Below are 21,009 nucleotides of genomic sequence, written 5' to 3'. Positions count from 1 at the left end.
CCCGGAACCCCCGGAACCCCCGGAACCCCCGGAACCCCCGGAACCCCCTTTAAAACTGGGCAGAGCCTAACGGGTTCGTTCTTATTCCCGTTCGTGAGGGCTGACGCTCTCTTATTCCTTATTTGGAGGCGGTATAATCATGAATGCGCTTTTTTCGCCCGATTTTTTGAGAAATCCTTATCCTCTGTACGCCCAGTTTCGTCAAAATCAGCCTGTCCTGTTTATGGAGCCGCTCGGAATCTGGACTGTTTTCGATTATGAACACGTCAAGCAGGTGCTTTTCGACCATACCCGGTTTTCTTCCGAGTTCCGCCCGAAGTTTGAGGAAGGGACGGAGCAGGAGCAGCGGGGAGGCGGATTCAGCCTCATTACGATGGACCCGCCCCGGCACACTCAATTGCGGACCCTGGTGAGCAAGGCGTTCACGCCCAAGGCGGTCGCGGCATTGGAGTCGCGTATTGCGGCGATTACCCACGAGCTGCTCGATCAAGTTTCGGAAACGGGCCGCATCGATCTGATCCGTGATTTTTCGTATCCGCTGCCCGTCATTGTCATTGCGGAAATGCTCGGCATCCCGAGCGAAGACCGCGAGCAGTTCAAGCACTGGTCGGATGAGGTTGTGGCGTCGGCTGACTCCGTCGTCGGAGCGACGAATAGCGAATCCCAGCGGGCGCATGAGGAGATGAACGCTTATTTCCGTAAAATCATCGCCCTCCGTCGCGAAGAGCCCCGAGACGATCTGATCAGCGCGCTGCTTGCCGCCGAAGAGTCCAACACGCATTTGTCCGAAGGCGATATTCTCTCCTTCTGCGCGCTTCTGCTGGTGGCCGGCAACGAAACGACGACGAACCTGATCGGCAACGCCGTGCTGTCGCTGCTGGAGAACCCGGACCAGCTGGCGAAGCTGCGTGCCCAGCCGGAGCTTCTGCCGTCCGCGATCGAGGAGGTGCTGCGCTTCAAGTCGCCGCTGCAGGCGATGTTCCGCACTGCCGCGCGGGACGTGGAGATCGGCGGCCAGGTCATCCCGGCCGGCAGCCGCGTCGTGGCCTGGATGGGCTCGGCGAACCGCGACGCCGGCAAATTTGCCGATGCAGACAAGTTCGATATCGCGCGCGAATCGAACCCGCACATCGCCTTCGGCCACGGCATGCACTTCTGCCTCGGCGCTCCGCTGGCCCGCCTGGAAGCGCGTGTAGCGCTTCAGGCTGTCCTGGAGCGCCTGCCGGATCTGGCCCGGGCGGATCAAGACCCGCTGACGCCCGCCCGCGGGTTTATCGTCCACGGCGTGAGCAGCCTGCCGCTCACGTTTACGCCGACGAATCGGCTCGCCTAGTTTGGCCGGCAGGGTGACCGCGGCGAGACAACCGGCCGGGTCGGTGCTGCGGCCGTGTCACGCCGCCGGGCTTGCCCGGCATATATCATGGCCGGACCGCAGCGGCCCAAACAACGCAAAAAAAGCCCAGACCGTGAGGTCTCGGCTTTTTTTGCTGATTTAATGAAACGGGACGGTGTTAACCCAGGGCGTTATGGTTGTGGTTTGTAAGCACAGGAAGCATCTTGACTTGCTTAACCATTTCGGATTTGCAAATCGGACAGAGAGGGACTTGATTAAACGAGAAATTTTCCCGCATCCAGCATACGCAGCTTTCTTGGCTGCACGCCCAAACGGTGATCTCTTCTTCTGGAACAGGTTCCATGTTCTTCTTAGAATAATGCATAGTGACCCTCCTTCAGATAGTCGGCCTTCTCTATAGTCTACGCAAGACCGTATAGGTTATAGAAGTTCATGAAAAAGAACTGCCTAATCCTAGGAAAGGCAGTTCCTTCTATAAGTTTGTGTAGTTGCTTACAGTTTTACAACGTTCTCGGCTTGTGGACCACGGTTGCCTTGAGCGATGTCGAATTGAACGCGTTGGCCTTCGTCAAGGGACTTGAAGCCTTCGCCTTGGATCGCGGAGAAATGAACGAAAACGTCTTTGCCGCCTTCAATTTCGATGAAACCGAAGCCTTTCTCAGCGTTAAACCACTTAACTGTTCCTGTTTCCATGCTTGTAAAACCTCCCGGAAATTTAAAGATTTACCCATATCCTTTTAGGAAAAAAGTTCACACATTACAAAGTGCACCCATTCCGTGATATCCTTTGTAATATGTGAACTAAGAACTAAAAATATACGAATAACTCATTTTACCATATATTTTCCTCTATAGCAACTTTAGGAGGACCCAAATGCTGGGTGGCCAACCTGATATTCGGCGGTCTACAGTTTGCCGGCGCTGGTTTTCCTTCCCGGAAACAGCGCTTTTTGTGCTGGAAAAACAGTCTTCCATAATCGGCTCTTGGAAAGATTCTTTCCGAAAGGCGCCCGCAAGGGTGTCTTTTTTTGTCCGGAATCTATATAATCATAAAAGGCACATTTTGGATGGAGTGAAAGTTTGCATCCCGCGGAACATAAGGGTTTACCTTTCATTCGGAACGGGTATTAGAAGTTATGATTTTCCAATTAAAAGGGAGAAAAGGTCAAGCCTGACACAAGTTTAGCGGATCTATGCCGCTGCTTTTTCGTAGGAGGAGAGAGACCTGCGTTAATTGGAGAAATCGGATAGAGCGGAGAGAATGATATAGAGAAACGAACGGGACCAGAGTCAGACACAACGATTGTCTCGCCATATAGAAGACGGCGCGGAATGTTCCTGCAACGCTGTTCAGACGCCGTCGGCACAAACCGGATGGGGGCACGGTCTCTTTTTGAACGTGCTCCTTTCTTTTCCGCCGTAAAACGTTTCAGCCCCTCCTGACTTGACCTTTTCTCCCCGTCCTTAGATGAAATGGAGGGAATGTGTATGAAGAATAAAGCAGGTTTGACGCTTCTGTTGTCGGCGAGTTTGCTCGTACTTTCCACCGTTCCCGCGGGTGCGGTACAGGAAAGAGCGGACAAGCCGGTGCTGACTTTTCCGGTGATCAGCGATGTGCATGTAGACGCCGCAAAGAAAGATTCCCAGCGTAAATTTACGGAAGCTCTGGAAGATCTCAACCGGGTTAATCCGAATGCCGACGCTCTGGTGATCAACGGGGATTTGACCGGCGGTTCCGCCCGCGATTATACGCGGCTTAAGGAACTGATGATGAGCACTCCGCATCCGCAAAAAACATTCGCAACCATCGGCAATCATGAATTTTATTCCGCATGGCTGAACGCCAAAGGAAACTGGAGCCCGAACAGCTTCCCCAATAAAGAGACCGAAGCGGCGTCCATCGGCAGGTTTTTGTCCTTTACCGGGGAGAAGAAGGTTTACTATGAAGAGGAAATCAAGGGATACCCGTTTATATTTCTGGGCTCGGAGCAGTACCGCCAGACCAATCCCGACAATATGGAGGACGCCTACCTTTCTAAGGAGCAGCTGAACTGGCTGGAGCAGTCGCTCGCGAGGCACGGACAAGAGTCGGGGAAGCCGATTTTCGTCTTCCTGCATCAGCCGCTTCCCGGTACGGTAGCCGGAACGTCGGTGGCTTCCAACAAGCGTCCGATCGTCCAGCATGAGGAGCTGAGAAGCATTTTGTCGAAGTATCCGCAAGTGATCTTTTTCAGCGGTCACACGCATTGGGATCTTAGGCAGCCGAACACTCTCGTGAGGGACAAGTTCACGATGGTCAATTCCTCTTCCGTGGAACGTCCGTGGACTTCCGACGGCCAAGGGGGAGAAAAGCTTAAAGACGCTAAGGAAAGCGAAGGCTTGTACGTAGAAGTGTATGAAGACCGGGTATCGATTCAAGGCCGGGATTTTTATGCCAAGAAGTGGATTCCGGAAGCGCAATTTAAAGTACCCGTCCGGAAATAAAGGAAAGAGAGTTCCCGAATTTTTCCGGATTGCACCGGCATCGGCCTATACGGCTGGTGCCGGTTTTCATTTTTTGCGCGATTTTACGGTATAATGAAGGGGACTAGCGGCTAGATAAATTTGACAGAGGAATTTGACTGGAATGGGATACGTGTACTTGGCCATTGCCATCATAGGTGAAATTTTTGCGACCAGCCTGCTGAAATCTTCAGAAGGCTCAAGGGGCATGCCTGAACCCGGACGGTAAAACATGAATTCCGGAAACGTTGAAATGCTGAAGACGGGAGGCCTGTATGGCTTCCCGTTTTTTTGTATGCTTGCGGGCCGTATGCGGCCGGAAAACTTTATCGAAATTTAAGGTATGGAACTTATTGCGAAGGAGGCATGTAAAAAGTTGTCGAAAATGGGGAAGTGGAGACATAGAAATAGAAACCTGTCAAGGAGTGAAATTATGAAACCCGGTTTAACTTTAAAATTCCGCGATTTGTCTTTGCGGATCAAGATTTCCCTGCTTTTGCTCGTGATTACCTCGGTTCCCTTAATAGTGGCGACCCTGATCCTGATGTCGAACTCCAATGGCTACATATCCAAGCAAACGGAAGAAAACATGAGAATACGGGCGGAGATGGGAGCTGCCGATATCGATTTGTGGATGGGGCAGAAAATAAACGCCGTGGAAGGGGTCGTAAAAGCGCACCCCGAATTTGCCACGGCGGCTTCGGAGGAGGAAGTGCTGCCTTTTCTGAAAAATTTGCAGGACAGTGATCCTGAAATGTTCTATTTTGCCTACATAGACCGTAAAGACGTTTCTTACGGCACAGAAGGCGGAGTTACGGACGTATCGGCTTTTCAGAACGTTAAAAATGCGAAGGTGTCCAAAAAGCTGGCCGTCACGGATATTTTGAAAGATGTCGGCTCCAAAGAAGATATTATCATTATCGACCAGCCGATTCTGGACAAGAACGGCGAATATGCCGGAATTATTCAAGCGATCGTAAGTCCGAAACAGATCGTTTCGCTCGTGTCGCGGATTCATTTCGGGGAAAAAGGCTATGCCTTCCTGCTGTCCGGCAACCGCAATATTCTTCTGCACCCGGACGCGGCGGATATCGGAAAGCCCGTCAAGGATATCGCTCCGGATCTGGACAACAAGCTGGAGGCTTCCGCGGACCAAAAGGGCTACTTATACGCCGACGACGGGACGGTAGGAGAGGCGGCCGTCGCTTACTCCGAAGTGCAGAAGACCGGCTGGAAGCTGTTCATAAGCGCTCCGAAAACCGAGGTTTACAGCACGGTGTCCAAGGCGAAAACACTTGCGGGCATCATCATCGCGGTTTCCGTCCTTCTCGTTATTCTGATTTCGATACTCACTTCCCGCGCTATTTTGCGCCCGCTGATGAACATTTCGGGGATGATGCGCAAAGCAGCTGCCGGCGATTTGACCGGAAGGCTCGACGTGAAGGGGAGAGACGAAATGGGGCTGCTCAATGAGGACATTAACGGCATGATGGACTCCTTCAGCTCCATCCTGGACCGGATGAAAAACGCGATCGACCATATGGCGTCGTCCAGCGAAGAGTTGACGGCTATCTCCGCCGAGTCGGCGGGAGTCGCATCCCGCACGTCCCAGACGGCCAATTCCACCGCCGTTGGGGCCGAGACTCAGCATGACGCGGCGCAGCAGACCGCACAAGCGATGGAGGAGATGGCGATCGGTATCCAGAAGATCGCGGCTTCCTCCACGCAGGTGGCCGAAACGTCGGACAGCGTACGATCCGAGGTAAACCGGGGCAGCGAGACGGTTCAGCGGACGCTGAACCAGATGAAGGCGGTAGGCAGCAACGTGCGGGATTCGGCGGGTACGATTTATTCGCTGCAGGAGAAATCCGAGGAGATCCAGAAGATCGCGAGCACGATTTCCGACATTGCCCGCCAGACGAATCTGCTTGCGCTTAACGCGTCCATCGAAGCGGCCAGAGCCGGCGAACACGGCCGGGGCTTTGCGGTCGTGGCGGGCGAGGTCAAGAAGCTCGCGGAACAAACGAGCCATTCTACCGTAGAGATCCAGGAGATTCTGGATGAAATCGTCGCCGCAACGGGCAGAAGCACGCAGTCCATCGAAAGCAGCCTGGAAGAGGTGGCTCAGGGCGAGGAACTGATGAACACGATGGAGCAGTCGTTCCGTTCCATTCAGACGGCCATCCTGGATGTGTCTGCTCAGATTGAGGAAGTGTCCGCAGCCACCCAGGAAATCTCGGCAGGCACGGAAGAAGTGTCCGCTTCTTCGCAGGAAATGGTCGATATTTCGAAGCAGACGCTGAACCAGATGCGGCAGGTCGCCCAGAGCATGAACGGGCAGCTTCATTCGATGAACGACATTTCGTCATCGGCCGAATCGCTAAGCTCCATGGCGGAAGAGATGCAGAAGCTGGCTTCCGCTTTTACAATCAAATAGACACGTACAAAAAAAGCAGGCCGAGCGGCCTGCCGGGAAACCGCGCGAGCTTCTACGGAGGCCGCGCGGTTTTTTTGCATGTGGTTGGCCGCTGTCATGCGGGGCGAAACACTACGCGCCGTTAGCTGTGCGATCTTTAATAGAACGGGCCTCCACCGTTTCTTCCTTCCATAAGCTGCCGCTTCAAAATAAATAAGGCCCCGTTCAAGGGGCCTGTGTCGTTTGTCCGGTTGTCGCGATGATTAGGCTAAGGTTCACAAGGTGCCTCAAAAGCTTATCCGGCATGTCCGGATATGAACTGGAGAGCCGAGTAGAGCCCCAGCACTACGATTGCCGCTGCGGCGAAAGCTTCGGCGGGCCGGTACATCGCCCGGATGCCTTTTTCCCTTCTGGAGAAGGAATAGAAGGCAAGACCCAGCGTGTACAGCATGCACACGTAGAGCAGATTCGTCAGCCCTGCCGCGTAGAGCAGAAACAGCGAGTAGAGCGTAGCTGCCGCCCCGTAAGCCAGTTCGCGCTTGCGCGGTCCGTTCCAGAGGGGAGATTCGCCGGTCGTATCCTGCGGGGCGTATGCTTTTCCGCCAATGGCCGTTTTAAGGAGAAAGAGCGAAGACAGCAGGTAAGGCATAAGCGCCGCCGTTGTCGCGACAAGGTAAAGCGCATGGTAGGTGGACGAGGCGGTGACGACCAGGATCAGAAAAAGCTGCACCGCTCCCGTCGTCATCCAGAGGGCGCCTTTGGGGGCGCCGTTCTTGTTCTCGCCGGACAGCCAGGCCGGCATGAGCTTCTGCTTCCCGGCTACGTAGAGCGTCTCCGCGGAAAGCAGAGACATGCCGAGCAGAAGCCCGAGCAGAGAGACGATGAGGCCGGCGTTGATCAGGACGGCGCCCCACTTGCCGACAGCCGCTTCCAGTACGTAGGCGGCCGACGGGGTAGGCAGGGAGGCGAGAGCCGCCCTGCTCATCGCTCCGTAAGAAAGCAACGACACGAGCATATACAGGACAAGCGTACCGATAAGGCCGATGACCGTTGCTTTGCCGACGTCCGATTTGCGTTTGGCGCGGCCGGAAAGCACGACGGCGCCTTCTACGCCGAGGAACGCCCAGACGGTAATAAACATGGCCTGTTTGACCTGGCTTCCTATAGCCGATAACCCGAGGGCAGACCCGCCAGTTGCGGTTTCGGTTGCGGTTTTCCACAGGTCCGCAATAAAAGTCGGCGAATGAAAGACGGTCGCCAGCGCCGCTATAAAGACCAGGATCGGGATTAGCTTAGCCATCGTCGTTACGATATGGACGAGAGTCGCTTCCCGGATTCCCGAGAGCTGTAAGCTGTGGAGCAGCCATACGAGCAGCGAAGCGCATACGATGGCAAGCACATTATTGCCGCCGTCGAATACGGGAATGAAATAATCAAGGGCGCCGAACAGCAGAACCGAGCTTGCCACGATCGTAATCATATTGGCGAGCCAGTAGCCCCAGGCGCTGATAAAACCGACGAAGCGGCCGAAGCCGGTTTCGGCGTAGCGGACGATGCCGTTGTCCAGGCTTGGCAGCCGGTTGGCGAGACTCTGGAAGGTTAGGGCGAGCATAATGACTCCGATGCCGGTCAGCGCCCATCCGATCAGGGCGGCGCCGCTTCCCGCATCCTGCGCCATATCGGCAGGCATGCTGAAAATCCCTCCGCCGATCATGGAACCTACGACAAGGGAAATGAGAGGGAGCAAACCGAGTTTGCGCGGCTCGTTAGACATAAATAAGGACTCCTTTATTGCTTATGTGCGTGAAATTTAGTGTAGGGAAGTATTATAGATCTTTTACTCTGATAAAGCAATAAAGGATTCCTGGATTATTTAGGAGTGGTCATCGTCGTCATAGGGTGAGTTTTACCGGCTTACGATGTGATCATACCTCCGCCGTTGACGTGAATGGTCTGTCCGGTTACGTAGCTGGAATCGTCGCTGGCCAGATACACGTAGGCGGGAGCCAGTTCGAAAGGCTGCCCGGCCCGCTTCATCGGCACTTCCGTCCCGAAAGTCCGGACTTCTTCGGCCGAGAAACTGGAAGGAATGAGGGGCGTCCAGATAGGACCCGGGGCGACCGCGTTCACCCGGATGCCTTCGTCCACGAGCGACAGGGCCAGGGAGCGCGTGAAGGAGACGACGGCGCCTTTGGTGGAAGAGTAGTCGATAAGGTCCTTCTGGCCTCTGTAAGCCGTAATGGAGGCGGTGTTGATGATGGAAGACCCGCAGCACAGATGGGGCAGAGCCGCCTGGGTCATGAAGAAGAACGGGAAAATATTGGTCCGGTACGTATCGTAAAGCTGTTCCTCGGAAATATCCAGGATGCTTTGCTGCGGAAATTGAACCCCATGATTGTTCACCAGGATATCCAATCTGCCGAACGCCGACAACGTTCTGGCGACGACCTCGCAGCTGGCCGCTTTCGAGCGCAGATCCGCTTGAATCAGGAGACAGCGGCCGCCCAGCTGCTCAATCCGGGCGCGCGTCTCTTCGGCATCGCTCCATTCGTACAGAAAGACAATAGCCACGGCTGCGCCTTCTTTGGCGAATGAAATGGCCGTCGCACGGCCGATGCCGCTGTCTCCGCCCGTAATAAGAGCCACGCGGTCCAGCAGCTTGCCGCTTCCGGTATAATAAGGATTCTCGGCGATCGGCCGGGGAATCATTTCGGATTCGATGCCGGGCTGGCGGGGTTGATGCTGTGCCGGAAACGGGATCGGCTGTTCCTTGCATATCGTTTCTTTGCCTACATAAGGGTAGATGGGATACATGCTGAACCTCCTGAATAACAAGGATAGGCGATTATCATGGTCCATCGTATTCCTCCGTGCCCGTTCGAGTGCCTAGATCTTCCCGAGCAGCTCAAACACGCGCAGGTAGTAGTCGTCCGGATGAGGGACGAAATCTTGCTTGGCGACGGTGCGGACCGATTCGGCGTCCGAACCGGCTTGAGACAAGCCGTCGTTCCCGTCCGCGCTCGTACTTGGCGCCAGTACGCCGCGGACTTCCAGGGAGTCGATCGTGCCTTCGAAAAGATCGGCCAGCTCGCGTAGCTCGGCCTCGTACAGCCCGGAGACTTCTTCCTCCTGAAGTGTGTACGCATCCAGGGGCCAATCGCTTTCATAGCCGAATACATGGCTGATTTCGCGGTCGATAAACGTTCTGCCGCGCACGGTTCCCCGCTCATCGGTGCGCACGGTAAACAGAAGGGAAAGCCTGTCGAACGGAACGCGGAGGCCCAGCTCTTCCTGAAGCTCGCGGGACGCTTCCTGGATCGTTTCACCTGCGGTCAAATGGCCCGCCGCCGTAATATCGAACCGGTCCGGGAACGTATCCTTGGAAGGCGAGCGGAGCTGAAACAGCACCATACGGCGATTTCCCTCGGGCCGGACGAGCCAGCAGTGAAAGGTTTGATGCCAATATCCCGCCGTATGGACTTCCTCGCGTGAAGCGGTCCCGATCCGGTTGGCGTCTTCGTCGTAAATATCGAACATTTCGGGAGTCATGGAATTCCCTCTTTCTATGTATTTGTCCGGAATGCGGCTCCACCCGGTGTCTTATCTTGAAGCGTAAACGAAAAAAGAGCCCGGAGCAACCCGGGCTCTAATGCGGCGCCGACAAAGGCAAAGCCCCAGAGCGCAGCGTTTAAAAGGTGAACACGAGCTGCGCCGGAGGCGAGTCGGGCTCAAGCGCCAGCGGCATTCCCGCCTCGGCTGCTGCCGTGCCGTCCGCGGCCGCGACTGCCTGAGCTGCGCCGGGGGTTCCTGCGCTCTGCCGCGCCGTGCGCGAGCCGTCGGCGAATCCCCTGCGGCTTGCGCTGTCTCCGGCTGCGCCGGCGAATCCGCCGTCCGCGGCAGCACCTGCGCTCGCTACAGCACTCGCGCTCGCCGCCGCACCTGCGCTCGCTACAGCACCCGCACCCGCGTTCGCGGCAGGGCAGCCGCCGCAGGCACTGCCGGGACTGCCCGCGGGCGGCTCCCAGGCGATTTCAAGCGGCTTCCCGCTTGAACGGCCGGGGGTCGCAGCGCCGGCAGCCCGCTCCCCCGGACGAGGCGCCTCTTCCTCCTCGTCCAAGTCGCGCAGCCCGTACCGCTCCAGCAGTTCGTCGACGTACCGGCGGACGGGATCGCGGTACTCGCGAGGCGCATATGCGGAGGACGCATACAGCCCGGCGTACTTGCCGACGAGCTGCGGATAGTGCCGCCGGATCGTCTCGAAAAACCACACCTTGACGTCCGAGGCGCTCAGGCGCAGGTACGACGCCATCACAAACTGCGCGCCATGCTCCGCCGCGGCCGCAATAAGCTCTTCGAGCTCATCCCGGCCATCCGTAATGTAAGGGAGCATGGGGGCCATGAAGATGCCGGCCGGTATCCCGGCATCGGTCAATGCGCGCACCGTCTCCAGCCGCTTCGACGGGGAAGGGGCGCCCGGCTCGAAGTTGCGCCAGGTCGTCCGGTTCAGCGTGTTCAGGCTGATGTTCACGGCGTATACGGGCAGCTTCCGGAGCAAGTCCAGATCCCGCAGAATGAGCGGGGACCGGGTCGTGATCGTCAGCGGCACGGGGTACTCCGTGAGGACCTCGAGGCAGCCGCGCGTCAGCTTGGCGCGGCCCTCCGCCTGCTGGTACGGATCGGTTGCCGTTCCGATGGCGATGCGGCCGATCCCGGCCAGGCCTTTGCGGGAGCGCGCGGCTTTGCGGAGCTGCTCCCGCAGCGCTTCGGGCGCGTTCTCCTTCATCAGGATATTCGTCTGGAAGGTATCATCGCCGTTCAGCCCGAGGAAGGCGTGCATCGCCCGAGCGTAGCAGAAGCTGCACCCGTGCTGGCAGCCGCGGTACGGATTGATGGAATGCTCGAAAGGCATCGCCGGAGTTTTCACCGGATTCAGCACTTGTTTGGCCGTAATCTTTTCATAGCGGACAGGGTTCATGGCAGGTTACCTTCCCGTTTCAGAATAGTAAAACAGAACATATGTTTGCGTATAGTATAGCATACCCGAACCGGCCTTCATACGGGAGGAACATGGCTGTTTTTTCCTTGTTTTACCTGAGCGGGACAAGCTTTGTCGGATCTTGTTTTTGTTAGCCGAAAGAGGTCGGAAAGAGTCTTGACAATTTTTGCGGGCGGGTATATTCTTATACATGTCGGTTTTGCCCGGCACGATTTGCTTCGGAATATGCTGGTGTAGCTCAGGGGTAGAGCAACGCACTCGTAATGCGTAGGCCGGGGGTTCAATTCCCTTCACCAGCATCTTTATACAACCATTGGAATAACGCGGTTTCTCGCTTTCGAGGGGTCGCGTTTTTATATTGTCCCGATTGTTCACGGTTTCACGGGCCTTACGTCCGCAGTCAGCCAGATTCCCCACCAGCCGGAAGGAGACATTATTACCATGCCAGAAGAGAAAAACAACATGAGCCTGCCCGGTTTCGCCCGGAAAATCATAGCGGCCACCGTCTTCATTAATATGGGCCGGTTTTCCGTATTTACGTTTCTGGCCGTCTATCTGACCCATACGCTGCAGTTCCCCGCCTGGCAGTCCGGAACCGTCCTGACGGTCGCCCTGCTGATCAACCAGGTGGTGCCGCTCTTTTCCGGCATGATCGGGGACCGGATCGGCTACAGCACGATGCTGGTAGCGGGGACTTTTCTGGCTGCGCTGGGGTACCTGGGGATTTACGCGTTGGACAGCTTCGGCGGGCTTGTGCTCGCCGCTTGTTTTATCGGCATAGGCCCGGCCATGTACGAGCCGTCCATCAAATCGCTGTTCGGCAACCTGCCGCATGTTCTGAGAAGGCGTGCGTTCACCTACTTCAATCAGGCGCTGAATGCAGGTGCGGTTCTAGGGGCCGTTACCGGAGGCATTCTCGTTTCTTTCCATACGTCTTACCCGATGTTGTTCGGGGCCGGTCTGTTTCTGCTTGTTTCGCTGCTGCTTCTGACTCAGGCCAAAAGCTTTCCGAAAGGCCGGCATTCCGCCAAAATGCTCGACAGCTACAAAAAAGTGCTGCGAAACCGACCGTTCCTCGCGTTTTCAGGTGCAATGGCGATGTTCTGGATCATGTTTACGCAGTTGTCCGTCTCGCTGCCGCTCGAAGTTTACCGGATGAGCGGAAACGAACGTCTGGTCAGCAGTGTCGTAATTTTCAACGGACTGTACGCGGTTCTGTTTATGTTTCTGCTGCGGGGAGTTTTTCAGCGAAATCCGGCGGCCGTGATCGTCAAATACGGCATGCTGATTATCGGATTAGGCCTTCTGGCGGTTCCGTGGGTGCCTTCGGTACTCTGGGTCCTGCTTTGCGTGCTGGTGTTTACTTCGGGCGAGACGCTTGTGCTGCCGGGGGTGGACATTGCGATAGCGGAGTACAGCATGAACGAGGATACGGGCGCCTTCTATGGGGCTTTCGGGCTCTCTTACGCGGTCGGCGGGACGATCGGCAACTACCTGGGCACGTGGCTGAGCGGAGAGTACGGCGGGACAGTCTGGCCTTGGGTGATTTACGGGATGATCGGGCTGTGCGGATTCATCTGCCTCCAGGTACTTCAGGCGCTGGACGACAAAACGGCCAAGACCGTCCATACGGCGTGATGCCACTACTCTCGGCGCATATAGAAAAGGAAAAGCGGTTCCGGTTACCCGGGACCGCTTTTTGTGCAGGGAGTCCGGCCCCCGGGGCCGAAGTAAAGTCGGAGCTCCGCCCGCCCCTCTTTTCATAGGTTCACCTTTTTTGGAATAAAGAGATGCAGCCGGCTATGGGAAGCCAGTACTATTCAGGAATTTTGTGTGGACAGCTAACGACGGTAATGATTGAAGATACGAGCCATCAGCCCCGCAAAATATTCGCCGCTTTAATCATACACGCCATGGACTTTATGTCATCTAAAAGAAGAAAAGATCCGGAGCACGCTCACTGCACCGCTTCCAGCAGCGTGCGAGTATCCGCGATCTCGGCGAACTCGCCGTGCAGGTTCGCCAGCGTCATCGCGTGGATGTCCTCGGCCGCATGAACGCGTCCGTCCGGGCCCGTACGATCGAAAGTCGCCGCAGCGTCGGCAGCGAGAATCGTACGGAACCCGAGGTTCCCGGACATGCGGGCGGTCGTCTCCACGCAGTGGTTGGTCGTGAGGCCGGCGACGACCACCTCGGTGCAGCCGAGCACGCGAAGACGCGCCTCCAGGTCCGTTCCGATGAAGGCGCTGTTCACCGACTTGCGGATAACGGCTTCGTAAGGCATAGGCAGCGCCTCGGGTTTGGGCTCTACCGCAGCGCTGCCGGCTCGGAACAAGGACTGCGGCGTCACCCCGATATGCTGCACATGGATGACCGGCCGTCCGGTCTCTCTCCAGGCTTTCAGCAGAAGGGCGATGTTGTTCTCCGCTTCGGGGTTGTTTCGCCTTCCCCAGCGCGGATCGTCAAACGCCTTCTGGACATCGATCACTAGCAGAACCGCTTTATCGTTCAGTTGCATCCGTTGACAGCTCCTTTCGTAGTTGCTATTCATTTTACTTGCCGGAGCGCTCGGATTACAGGTTATACTGAAAGGAAAGATGTTCGTTCGCCTTGACTTTGAAAGCTTTTGAACGGCCGCATTTTAAAAAAGAAAGAAGTGGGGGAGAAAGAGTTGGATCAGACAGACCGCAGCATACTCGCGCTGCTTCAGGAGAACGGGAGAATGAGCATGACGGAGCTCGGAAAGCAGGTGGGTCTCACTTCGCCGGCGGCCGCCGAACGGGTTCGGCGCTTGGAGGATAAGGGAGTTTTGAAGGGGTATCGCGCCGTCGTATCCCCGGAAGCCGTAGGTAAAGCGGTCATCGCTTATATCCTGATGGAAACGGAGCACTGCCGCCGGTATGTGGAGTTTGTCCGTCAGGTTCCGGAAGTTGCCGAATGCCACCGCATTGCGGGGCCGTACAGTTATTTGACCAAGCTGGTGACAAGCTCCGTCCGTGAACTGGAGACTTTTATCGACGCGTCTATGGAGTTCGGCAAGCCGTCCACGCTCGTGGTCTTATCTTCGCCGCTCGCTCAGGCTCCGATTCTGCCTGTGAAGGAGTCGGTCCTGTAAATCATTCATGAAGAAATCCGGCGGTCCGCGTTCATGTTTGCAATCTTTGTACATACGTTTATAATAGTTTCTTGAGACATTGGGAAAGGTGTGGGGGATATGAAGCGGTGGAACCGGAGTATTCAGAAGCAAGCATCGTTTCCTATTTCCTATTTGGAACACTGAGGCCGTTCAGGCTTTGGTGTTTTTTATTTTTCCGGAGGTGAAGGGATGAAGTACAGACGCGTATTGATCAAGCTGAGCGGAGGAGCGGTAGCCGGCAGCGGCGATTTCGGATTCGACCCGGAGAGACTGGAGCATATCGCCCGTGAAATTTTGTCGGTGCTGGAGCTCGGCGTGGAAGTGTCGCTTGTGATCGGCGGAGGGAACATTTTCCGCGGCAATATGGGAGAGAACTGGGGCATCGAGCGGGCGGAGGCCGACAATATCGGCACGCTGGCTACGGTCATTAACAGCCTTATGCTGCGCGGCGTGCTGAAAGCGAGAACGAATGCCGAAGTGCGCGTGATGACCGCGATTCCCGTTACGTCGGTGGCGGAGCCTTATATACGTTTGCGAGCGATTCACCATCTGGAAAAAGGCTACATCGTTATCTTCGCGGGCGGCAACGGCCAGCCTTTCGTTACGACGGACTATCCCTCGGTCCAGAGGGCCATCGAAGTTAACTGCGACGCCATTTTGGTGGCGAAGCAGGGGGTGGACGGCGTTTACGACAAGGACCCGAATATATACGGGGATGCCCGCATGTATGAATCGCTGCATTACAACGATGTGCTTCAGAACGATCTGCGGGTAATGGACCAGTCCGCTTTTATCCTCGCAAGAGATTATGGGATGCCCATTCACGTGTTTAACTTCGATAAGCCGGGTTCCATGAAAAAAATCGTGACCGGCATTCATTCGGGTACCACGATCCATGAAGCGGCGAAGCTGACTTTCAGCGTATAGCAGAAGTGTCGACGGAACACGGCGGGCAGGGGCACGCCGGACTTTTACGAACGGCACGGGTCTCCGGCCCCCGGATTCCCGGTCCCTTGTCCCTGAATGAAACAGCACCCGTTCACAGGTGCATCCATTCCCAAGGTCATTTGACTTTTTCTTCCCGCAGACGTATATTAATTTTAAGTGTTTTAATTTTGCACAATCTAATAAATGAAGCAGTCGAATGAACCCGGGAGGTTATGAAGATGGGTGTGTATGAGTTTACGGCTCAGCGGATTAACGGAGAAGAACAATCGCTTGAAGACTATAAGGGCAAAGTGCTGCTCATCGTCAACACGGCGAGCAAGTGCGGCTTTACCCCGCAGTATCAAGGACTGCAGGAGCTGTATGACGCCTACAAGGACCAAGGTCTTGTCGTACTCGGTTTTCCCAGCAACCAGTTTATGGAGCAGGAACCGGGAACCAATGAGGAGATTGAACAGTTCTGCCAGGTCAATTACGGCGTTACGTTTCCGATGTACTCCAAAATTGATGTCAAAGGAAGCGACGCGCACCCGCTGTTCCAATATTTAACCCGCCATACGGCAGGAATTTTGTCCAAAGAGGTCAAATGGAATTTCTCCAAGTTTCTCGTTAACCGTTCGGGCGACGTGGTCAGCCGGTATGCGCCGACGACCGCACCGTCCAAAATTTCCGGAGATATCGAGAAACTGCTGGCGGAATAAGCAGAATAAGGATTGAGAGCCCTATGAATCCACCATCTGAGCAGAAACTAGAGAATCAGCTTTGCTTTGCGCTATATGCCTGTTCGCGTGAAATTACGCGGATGTACCACCCCATGCTCGAAGAGCTGGGTTTGACGTATCCCCAGTACCTGGTTTTGCTCGTGCTGTGGGAAAAAGACGAATCGACCGTAAAAGAGCTCGGCGAACGGCTCTTCCTCGATTCGGGCACCCTGACTCCGATGCTCAAAAGAATGGAAGCTTCCGGTCTCCTGAAGCGTACCCGCTCCAGCCGTGACGAGCGGAGTGTCGTCATTACGCTGACGGACAAAGGACGCGCGCTGGAGCAGCCCAGCACGTGCATACCGGCGCAGCTTATGGCCCGCGCAGGCGGAACGGAAGAACAGGTCGGCGATCTGCTGGAGCGGGTGAAGCAGCTGCTGGCGGCGGTGAACCACGCTAACCGCAACAGCGAGGAGTAGACGGATGACGCCGAACGCCGGCAGGAATCCAAGATCGCTTCAAACCGTTCACCGAACGGGAAGACGGTATGAGTTTTGGAGGCAGCCGTTAATACCTATGAAAAACGCAAGGTTCTCGAGAAGAGAACCTTGCGTTTTTTGGATTTCACGAATATTTTAATTTCCTTAGGACCGCCCCTGCCACTTGCCGGGGAGGGGCGCATTTTCGTTCCGGCAAACGCTCCTATGGGACCCGTTGTCAGTTGGAGAAAGTCACATACAGATAAGCGTTGTAGGTCTGCTGGCTGGTCCGTTTCTCCGGATTGCGGCTCTGGGTTCTGACCGTAACGGAAGACATGCCCTGCACATTGACCTTGGCCGGCAGTTCCTCCTGCTTAAGGAAAGCGGTGCCCGTCCCGAGCTGTACATAAACATCGACTTTATCCTGGGATACCAGGTTAACATTCATGTACTTCGAGCCATTCGGGGCAAAAGTCTGATTGATCTCGCCCTGGCTTCTCAGGTCCTGCACGGCCGCCGCTCCGGGCGGTGCCGTTATGCCGCCGGTTTGTCCGCCGTTGTCTTTGCCCGGCTTACCGATACCCGTGCCCGTTCCTGTTCCAGTTCCCGTTCCCGTGGAGGGAATCTCGTCGTAGAACGTCACCTTTAGCGTAGCCGGGTAGGCGGCCAGCGGCGACCGTTTCTCCGGATTGCGGCTCTGGGACTTGATCCCGATCTGGCTGACGCGGTCTACCTGGATGTACCGGGGCAGCTCTTCCTGACGAAGGAACGCAATGTCTCCGTTCATGTACAGGTACAGATCGGCAGCGTCTTTGGATGTCAGCTCGAGCCGCATATATTTTTTCCCGTTCGGGTAAACGATCGTGTTGAACTCGCCGTCCCGCTGGAGATCGCGGTCGAACGGTCCCGGTCCTTCCGCGGCTTCGCCGGGTTTAGGGGCGGGCATGGGAACCGGACGGAGGATGCCGGTAGGGTTGATGCTGGAATAATTGCCGAGTACTCCCCGCGTCTTCAGGTGGTCGAGAATCCGGTGGAGTACCGTCACCGCCTCGGCACGCGTCAGTTTGGCCGAAGGATAGAACTTTCCGGCCGCGTCGGCCGTCAGGATGCCCGTTTTGTTCATCTCAATCAGCGCGCCGGCGGCGAGTGCGCTGTAGTCGTCGTAGTTGGCGCCGCACGTACCGTCCGCTTCCTTCAGGAAAAGAATCGGATAAATGGTGCCCGGAGGGAGCTCCGAATTGTAGCGGTTGTCTTTACTCCGGAAAGATTCCAGCTCGTTCTCGGTATTGAACAGCCGGGTCGTAATATCCTTGAACCGGTTCATGTCGCCGCAGACGTTGGTGGATTCCGGTCCCCCGTCTATCCCGTAAAGTCCGTACAGCATCATGGCCAAATCCCAGCGCGTAAACGCATATTCGGGATTGAACACAGGTTTGCCGCTGCGTGCGGTTACGGTCATATCTCCTACCGCCACGAACGTATCGCTGATTTCCCGGTAAGCCCAGTGGGAAGGAGGGACATCGACGTACGACGGCCGGCTGTAATTCAATGCGTCCGATCTGAGGCTCGGCCGGTATTTGTCGAACAGCCGGTAGACCATAACCGCCCATTCCTCTTTGTTTACGTACCGTCCCGGCTTGAAGGTACCGTCCGGATAGCCCTGCAGAACCCCGCTTTGGGCCATAAAAGTGATGGATTGGACCGCCCAGCTGTATTTCGCGCTGTCCACATCCGGGAACGGGGTAGAGGTTAAGCCCGCCCGCGCAGGCCCTGCCGGAAACAGAGGAAGAATAAGTAAAATCGCCAGAATGATTTTTAAGGATAAGAGTCTCATTTTCATATCGGATTCCTCTTCATTTCGGGTGATGGGTGAGTATAAATACGTATAAACGTCCTAATATGGCGGACTGTATTCACACTTATCGTTTATATCGGCTGTAGCACCCGCAATTATTAGAAAAGAGAGCCGGCCGGCCGGACTCAATCCCCGCCGATGAGAAGCGGAGCTCGGACCGGACGCCACAAACCGCAGCAGAGGAACGCGGCCGGGACCGGGCGTTAGAACCGCGGCAGAGAGGCCAACGTCGGATTATACGCCAAGAACCCGCTTCGGCTCTGTGGAGCGAAGCGGGTTCTGAACCGATCCGGGGATTCGAGGAACTCCCGGATCGGGTTAAATTTATTCTAATCAGCTCGACGCTTTCAGGCTGAATTCATGCTTTTCCTGATTCGGAGCGCTGTGAGAATCCGGAGCTTTGGAACGGGATTTGCCGATCGAAAAAATCAGGTTCAGCACAATCGCCGTGAAGCTTCCGGCTACGATACCGTTTCCGGTCAGAATCTGCACGCTTTCGGGAAGGTGGCTGAACAGGGTCGGAGCTACCGTTACGCCCAGGCCCATGCCTACGGAGCAGGCGACGACCAGCAGATTTTCATGCTGGTTCAGGTCTACCGAGCTGAGCAATTTGATGCCGGAGGATACGACCATGCCGAACATGGCAATCGTTGCCCCGCCGAGTACGGCGGTCGGGATCAGCATGGTGAGCGCCGCGATTTTAGGCACGGAGCCGAGCAGGATCAGAATCACGCCCGCGGCGGCGATCACGCTTCTCTTTTTGACTTTCGTCAACTGGACGAGCCCGACGTTTTGCGAATAAGTCGTGTATGGGAAAGAGTTGAACAGGCCGCCGATGATGCTTGCGAGCCCTTCCGCACGGTAGCCTCTTGCGAGGTCCCGGTCCGTCAGGTCTTTGTCGCAAATTTTGCTGAGCGCCATGAACACGCCGGTCGATTCCATGACGGAAACGATGGCCACAAGCGTCATGGTCAGAATGGACGTGAGGTGGAAGGTCGGGACGCCGAAATAAAGCGGCTGGACCATGTGAAACCACGAAGCGTCAAGCACGCCCTGGAAGCTGACTTTGCCCATGAAGGCGGCGGCAATCGTGCCGAAGATCAGGCCGAGCAGAATGGAAACGGCCCGGATGAAGCCGCCGAAGAAGCGGTTCATGATCAGGATGAAGAGCAGAACACCGAAAGACAAGGCCAGATTTTGCAGGCTGCCGAAATCGGCGCTGTTCTGGCCGCCGCCCATGTCTTGAATGGCGACGGGAATGAGCGTCAGGCCGATGATGGTGACGACGGACCCGGTGACGACCGGCGGGAAGAAGCGGGCGAGCTTGCCCAGTAGACCGCCGAACACGAAGATGATCAAGCCCGACGCGATGATAGAGCCGTAAATCGCCGTCATGCCGTGCTGGCCGCCGATGGCGATCATAGGAGCGACGGCCTGGAACGCGCAGCCGAGCATTACGGGCAGCTTAATGCCGAAGATGCGGTTGCCCCATACCTGGAGGAGAGTCGCGATCCCGCAGGTGAGCAGGTCGATCGAGATCAGGTAGGAGAGCTGCTCGGGCGGGAGATGAAGCTGGCCTGCCACGATGATCGGTACGATCACGGCGCCCGCGTACATGGCGAGAACGTGCTGGAGTCCCAGAGAGCCGGTCTTAAACCAGTTGAACATGAGTATCCTCCTCGGAGACGCTGTTATTCAGAAAGGTTACTTTTCCGTTATCCAGCGAAGCTACACGAGCAAGCGACTCGACGCGGTAGCCGGCGGCCTTGAGCTTGTCCGCGCCCGGCTGGAACGACTTTTCGATCACGATGCCGATCCCCGCTACTTCGGCGCCGGCCGCTTTGACGATGTTGGCCAGACCGAGAGCGGCTTCGCCGTTGGCGAGGAAGTCGTCGATAATGAGAACACGGTCATCGGCGGACAGGAACTTTTTGGCGACAGTGACTTCGTTCGTTTGCTGTTTGGTAAAGGAATAAACGCGCTCTACATACAGATTGTCGGTCAGCGTGAGCGATTTCTGCTTGCGGGCGAACACGACGGGCACCTTCATTTCGAGCGCCGCCATTACGGACGGGGCAATGCCGGAGGATTCCAGCGTCAGAACCTTGGTTACGCCTTCGCCGGCGAAAAGACGGCTGAATTCTTTGCCGATTTCCAACATCAGAACCGGGTCGATCTGGTGATTCAGGAAAGCGTCCACTTTCAGAACTTGTCCCGACAGGACCGTTCCTTCATCTTCGATTTTTCTTTTTAAAAGCTCCATGCTGGCATCCCCCATAAATGAAATAATGAGTTGAAACGAAAAACGCAAAAAACCCGAATCTGCACCGGACCCCGGAGGGCCGTGTTCATCGAGTGACAAAGGCAAATAACCGCAAATGCGCGGAAGCGGGTAGTCCCAGAGAGGGCGCAAAGGCCTTCCTGCGGATTAAAACCGTCCGTGGATCCGGAATTTGTCATCACCCGTAGTCCGGTCATTTACGGTGACCGGGTAGAGACTGGCAGGCCTATTCCTGCCTTTATACGAGCTGGCTGTTTACGGTTGGCTGTTGAATGATGGCTTCATTATACTCCAGAGGACGAAGGGTTGAAAAGAAGAAAATGTCGAAAAGCCGAACTTTTTGA

At 56.0% G+C, this 21,009-nt stretch carries 19 protein-coding genes, 1 tRNA gene and 1 riboswitch; of the genes, 10 read left to right on the top strand and 10 right to left on the bottom strand.

All coding sequences use genetic code 11. The features are described 5' to 3' along the window. The first annotated feature begins 139 nt into the window (after positions 1–139). Entirely contained in the window at positions 140–1,333 is a 1,194-nt protein-coding gene (locus tag PCH01S_RS24825; protein ID WP_042234209.1) for a cytochrome P450, read from the top strand. A 178-nt stretch (positions 1,334–1,511) separates the two neighbouring features. Here PCH01S_RS24825 and PCH01S_RS24820 read toward each other — a convergent pair whose 3' ends face one another. Both PCH01S_RS24820 and PCH01S_RS24815 read right to left on the bottom strand, forming a co-directional pair. Beyond that, positions 1,512–1,718: a cold-shock protein gene (locus PCH01S_RS24820; RefSeq protein ID WP_009674668.1), complete on the bottom strand. Its 207-nt coding sequence runs from the start codon at positions 1,716–1,718 to the stop codon at positions 1,512–1,514. A 128-nt stretch (positions 1,719–1,846) separates the two neighbouring features. After that, positions 1,847–2,047 carry a cold-shock protein gene (locus PCH01S_RS24815; RefSeq protein WP_042234207.1) on the bottom strand — a complete coding sequence of 67 codons (201 nt, stop codon included), beginning with the start codon at positions 2,045–2,047 and terminating at the stop codon, positions 1,847–1,849. A gap of 795 nt (positions 2,048–2,842) precedes the next feature. On the opposite strand from PCH01S_RS24815, the gene PCH01S_RS24805 reads away from it, so the two are divergent. The 3 genes from PCH01S_RS24805 (at position 2,843) to PCH01S_RS24800 (ending at position 6,293) form a co-directional block, all read left to right on the top strand. Then, complete coding sequence (locus PCH01S_RS24805) at positions 2,843–3,838, top strand: metallophosphoesterase family protein (RefSeq protein WP_042234204.1); 996 nt, start codon at positions 2,843–2,845, stop codon at positions 3,836–3,838. Between the two features lie 142 nt (positions 3,839–3,980). After that, the gene (locus PCH01S_RS31520) at positions 3,981–4,085 is read left to right on the top strand and encodes an SMR family transporter (protein WP_241688790.1); all 105 of its coding nucleotides are present in this window, start codon (positions 3,981–3,983) and stop codon (positions 4,083–4,085) included. Positions 4,086–4,289: 204 nt separating this feature from the next. Beyond that, positions 4,290–6,293: a methyl-accepting chemotaxis protein gene (locus tag PCH01S_RS24800; protein WP_042234201.1), complete on the top strand. Its 2,004-nt coding sequence runs from the start codon at positions 4,290–4,292 to the stop codon at positions 6,291–6,293. Positions 6,294–6,567: 274 nt separating this feature from the next. Here the strand turns inward: PCH01S_RS24800 and PCH01S_RS24795 are convergent, their stop codons facing one another. From PCH01S_RS24795 to PCH01S_RS24780, 4 genes are all read right to left on the bottom strand, one after another. Beyond that, positions 6,568–8,046 (bottom strand): basic amino acid/polyamine antiporter, encoded by a 1,479-nt coding sequence (locus PCH01S_RS24795; RefSeq protein ID WP_042234199.1) that lies wholly within the window; start codon positions 8,044–8,046, stop codon positions 6,568–6,570. A gap of 140 nt (positions 8,047–8,186) precedes the next feature. Continuing rightward, complete coding sequence (locus PCH01S_RS24790) at positions 8,187–9,086, bottom strand: SDR family oxidoreductase (protein ID WP_042234197.1); 900 nt, start codon at positions 9,084–9,086, stop codon at positions 8,187–8,189. Between the two features lie 72 nt (positions 9,087–9,158). Further along, positions 9,159–9,821, bottom strand: a complete 663-nt coding sequence (locus PCH01S_RS24785; RefSeq protein ID WP_042234194.1) for an NUDIX hydrolase — start codon at positions 9,819–9,821, stop codon at positions 9,159–9,161. 139 nt (positions 9,822–9,960) lie between these two features. Continuing rightward, complete coding sequence (locus tag PCH01S_RS24780) at positions 9,961–11,247, bottom strand: SPL family radical SAM protein (RefSeq protein ID WP_042234192.1); 1,287 nt, start codon at positions 11,245–11,247, stop codon at positions 9,961–9,963. A gap of 248 nt (positions 11,248–11,495) precedes the next feature. Between PCH01S_RS24780 and PCH01S_RS24775 the strand changes: the two genes are divergently transcribed. Together PCH01S_RS24775 and PCH01S_RS24770 are read left to right on the top strand one after the other, a co-directional pair. After that, positions 11,496–11,567 (top strand) — tRNA-Thr (locus PCH01S_RS24775). Positions 11,568–11,709: 142 nt separating this feature from the next. After that, positions 11,710–12,906, top strand: coding sequence for an MFS transporter (locus tag PCH01S_RS24770; RefSeq protein ID WP_042234230.1), 1,197 nt, complete (start codon positions 11,710–11,712; stop codon positions 12,904–12,906). 319 nt (positions 12,907–13,225) lie between these two features. Here PCH01S_RS24770 and PCH01S_RS24765 read toward each other — a convergent pair whose 3' ends face one another. Further along, positions 13,226–13,780 carry a cysteine hydrolase family protein gene (locus tag PCH01S_RS24765; protein ID WP_206735013.1) on the bottom strand — a complete coding sequence of 185 codons (555 nt, stop codon included), beginning with the start codon at positions 13,778–13,780 and terminating at the stop codon, positions 13,226–13,228. 159 nt (positions 13,781–13,939) lie between these two features. On the opposite strand from PCH01S_RS24765, the gene PCH01S_RS24760 reads away from it, so the two are divergent. The 4 genes from PCH01S_RS24760 (at position 13,940) to PCH01S_RS24745 (ending at position 16,529) form a co-directional block, all read left to right on the top strand. Continuing rightward, positions 13,940–14,383, top strand: coding sequence for an Lrp/AsnC family transcriptional regulator (locus tag PCH01S_RS24760; RefSeq protein WP_042234228.1), 444 nt, complete (start codon positions 13,940–13,942; stop codon positions 14,381–14,383). Positions 14,384–14,593: 210 nt separating this feature from the next. Further along, positions 14,594–15,331: a UMP kinase gene (gene pyrH, locus PCH01S_RS24755; RefSeq protein ID WP_042234188.1), complete on the top strand. Its 738-nt coding sequence runs from the start codon at positions 14,594–14,596 to the stop codon at positions 15,329–15,331. Positions 15,332–15,570: 239 nt separating this feature from the next. Beyond that, positions 15,571–16,050, top strand: coding sequence for a glutathione peroxidase (locus PCH01S_RS24750; RefSeq protein WP_042234186.1), 480 nt, complete (start codon positions 15,571–15,573; stop codon positions 16,048–16,050). A 23-nt stretch (positions 16,051–16,073) separates the two neighbouring features. Continuing rightward, on the top strand, positions 16,074–16,529 hold the full coding sequence (locus tag PCH01S_RS24745; RefSeq protein ID WP_042234185.1) for a MarR family winged helix-turn-helix transcriptional regulator: 456 nt from the start codon (positions 16,074–16,076) through the stop codon (positions 16,527–16,529). 238 nt (positions 16,530–16,767) lie between these two features. Here the strand turns inward: PCH01S_RS24745 and PCH01S_RS24740 are convergent, their stop codons facing one another. The 3 genes from PCH01S_RS24740 to PCH01S_RS24730 all read right to left on the bottom strand — a co-directional run bounded on the left by PCH01S_RS24740 (position 16,768) and on the right by PCH01S_RS24730 (position 20,647). Beyond that, positions 16,768–18,369 carry an S-layer homology domain-containing protein gene (locus tag PCH01S_RS24740; RefSeq protein WP_042234182.1) on the bottom strand — a complete coding sequence of 534 codons (1,602 nt, stop codon included), beginning with the start codon at positions 18,367–18,369 and terminating at the stop codon, positions 16,768–16,770. 348 nt (positions 18,370–18,717) lie between these two features. Next, the gene (locus PCH01S_RS24735; protein WP_042234180.1) at positions 18,718–20,052 is read right to left on the bottom strand and encodes a nucleobase:cation symporter-2 family protein; all 1,335 of its coding nucleotides are present in this window, start codon (positions 20,050–20,052) and stop codon (positions 18,718–18,720) included. Continuing rightward, entirely contained in the window at positions 20,036–20,647 is a 612-nt protein-coding gene (locus PCH01S_RS24730; RefSeq protein WP_042234179.1) for a xanthine phosphoribosyltransferase, read from the bottom strand. The genes PCH01S_RS24735 and PCH01S_RS24730 overlap by 17 nt, the downstream gene beginning before the upstream one ends. A 183-nt stretch (positions 20,648–20,830) precedes the next feature. Next, positions 20,831–20,931, bottom strand: a riboswitch (purine riboswitch). Positions 20,932–21,009 lie beyond the last annotated feature (78 nt).

The sequence above is a fragment of the Paenibacillus chitinolyticus NBRC 15660 genome (genome assembly GCF_000739915.1).
Lineage (GTDB): Bacteria > Bacillota > Bacilli > Paenibacillales > NBRC-103111 > Paenibacillus_F > Paenibacillus_F chitinolyticus.
Note: the sequence above shows the minus strand (reverse complement) of the source record. Positions and strands in the feature narration are given on the sequence as shown.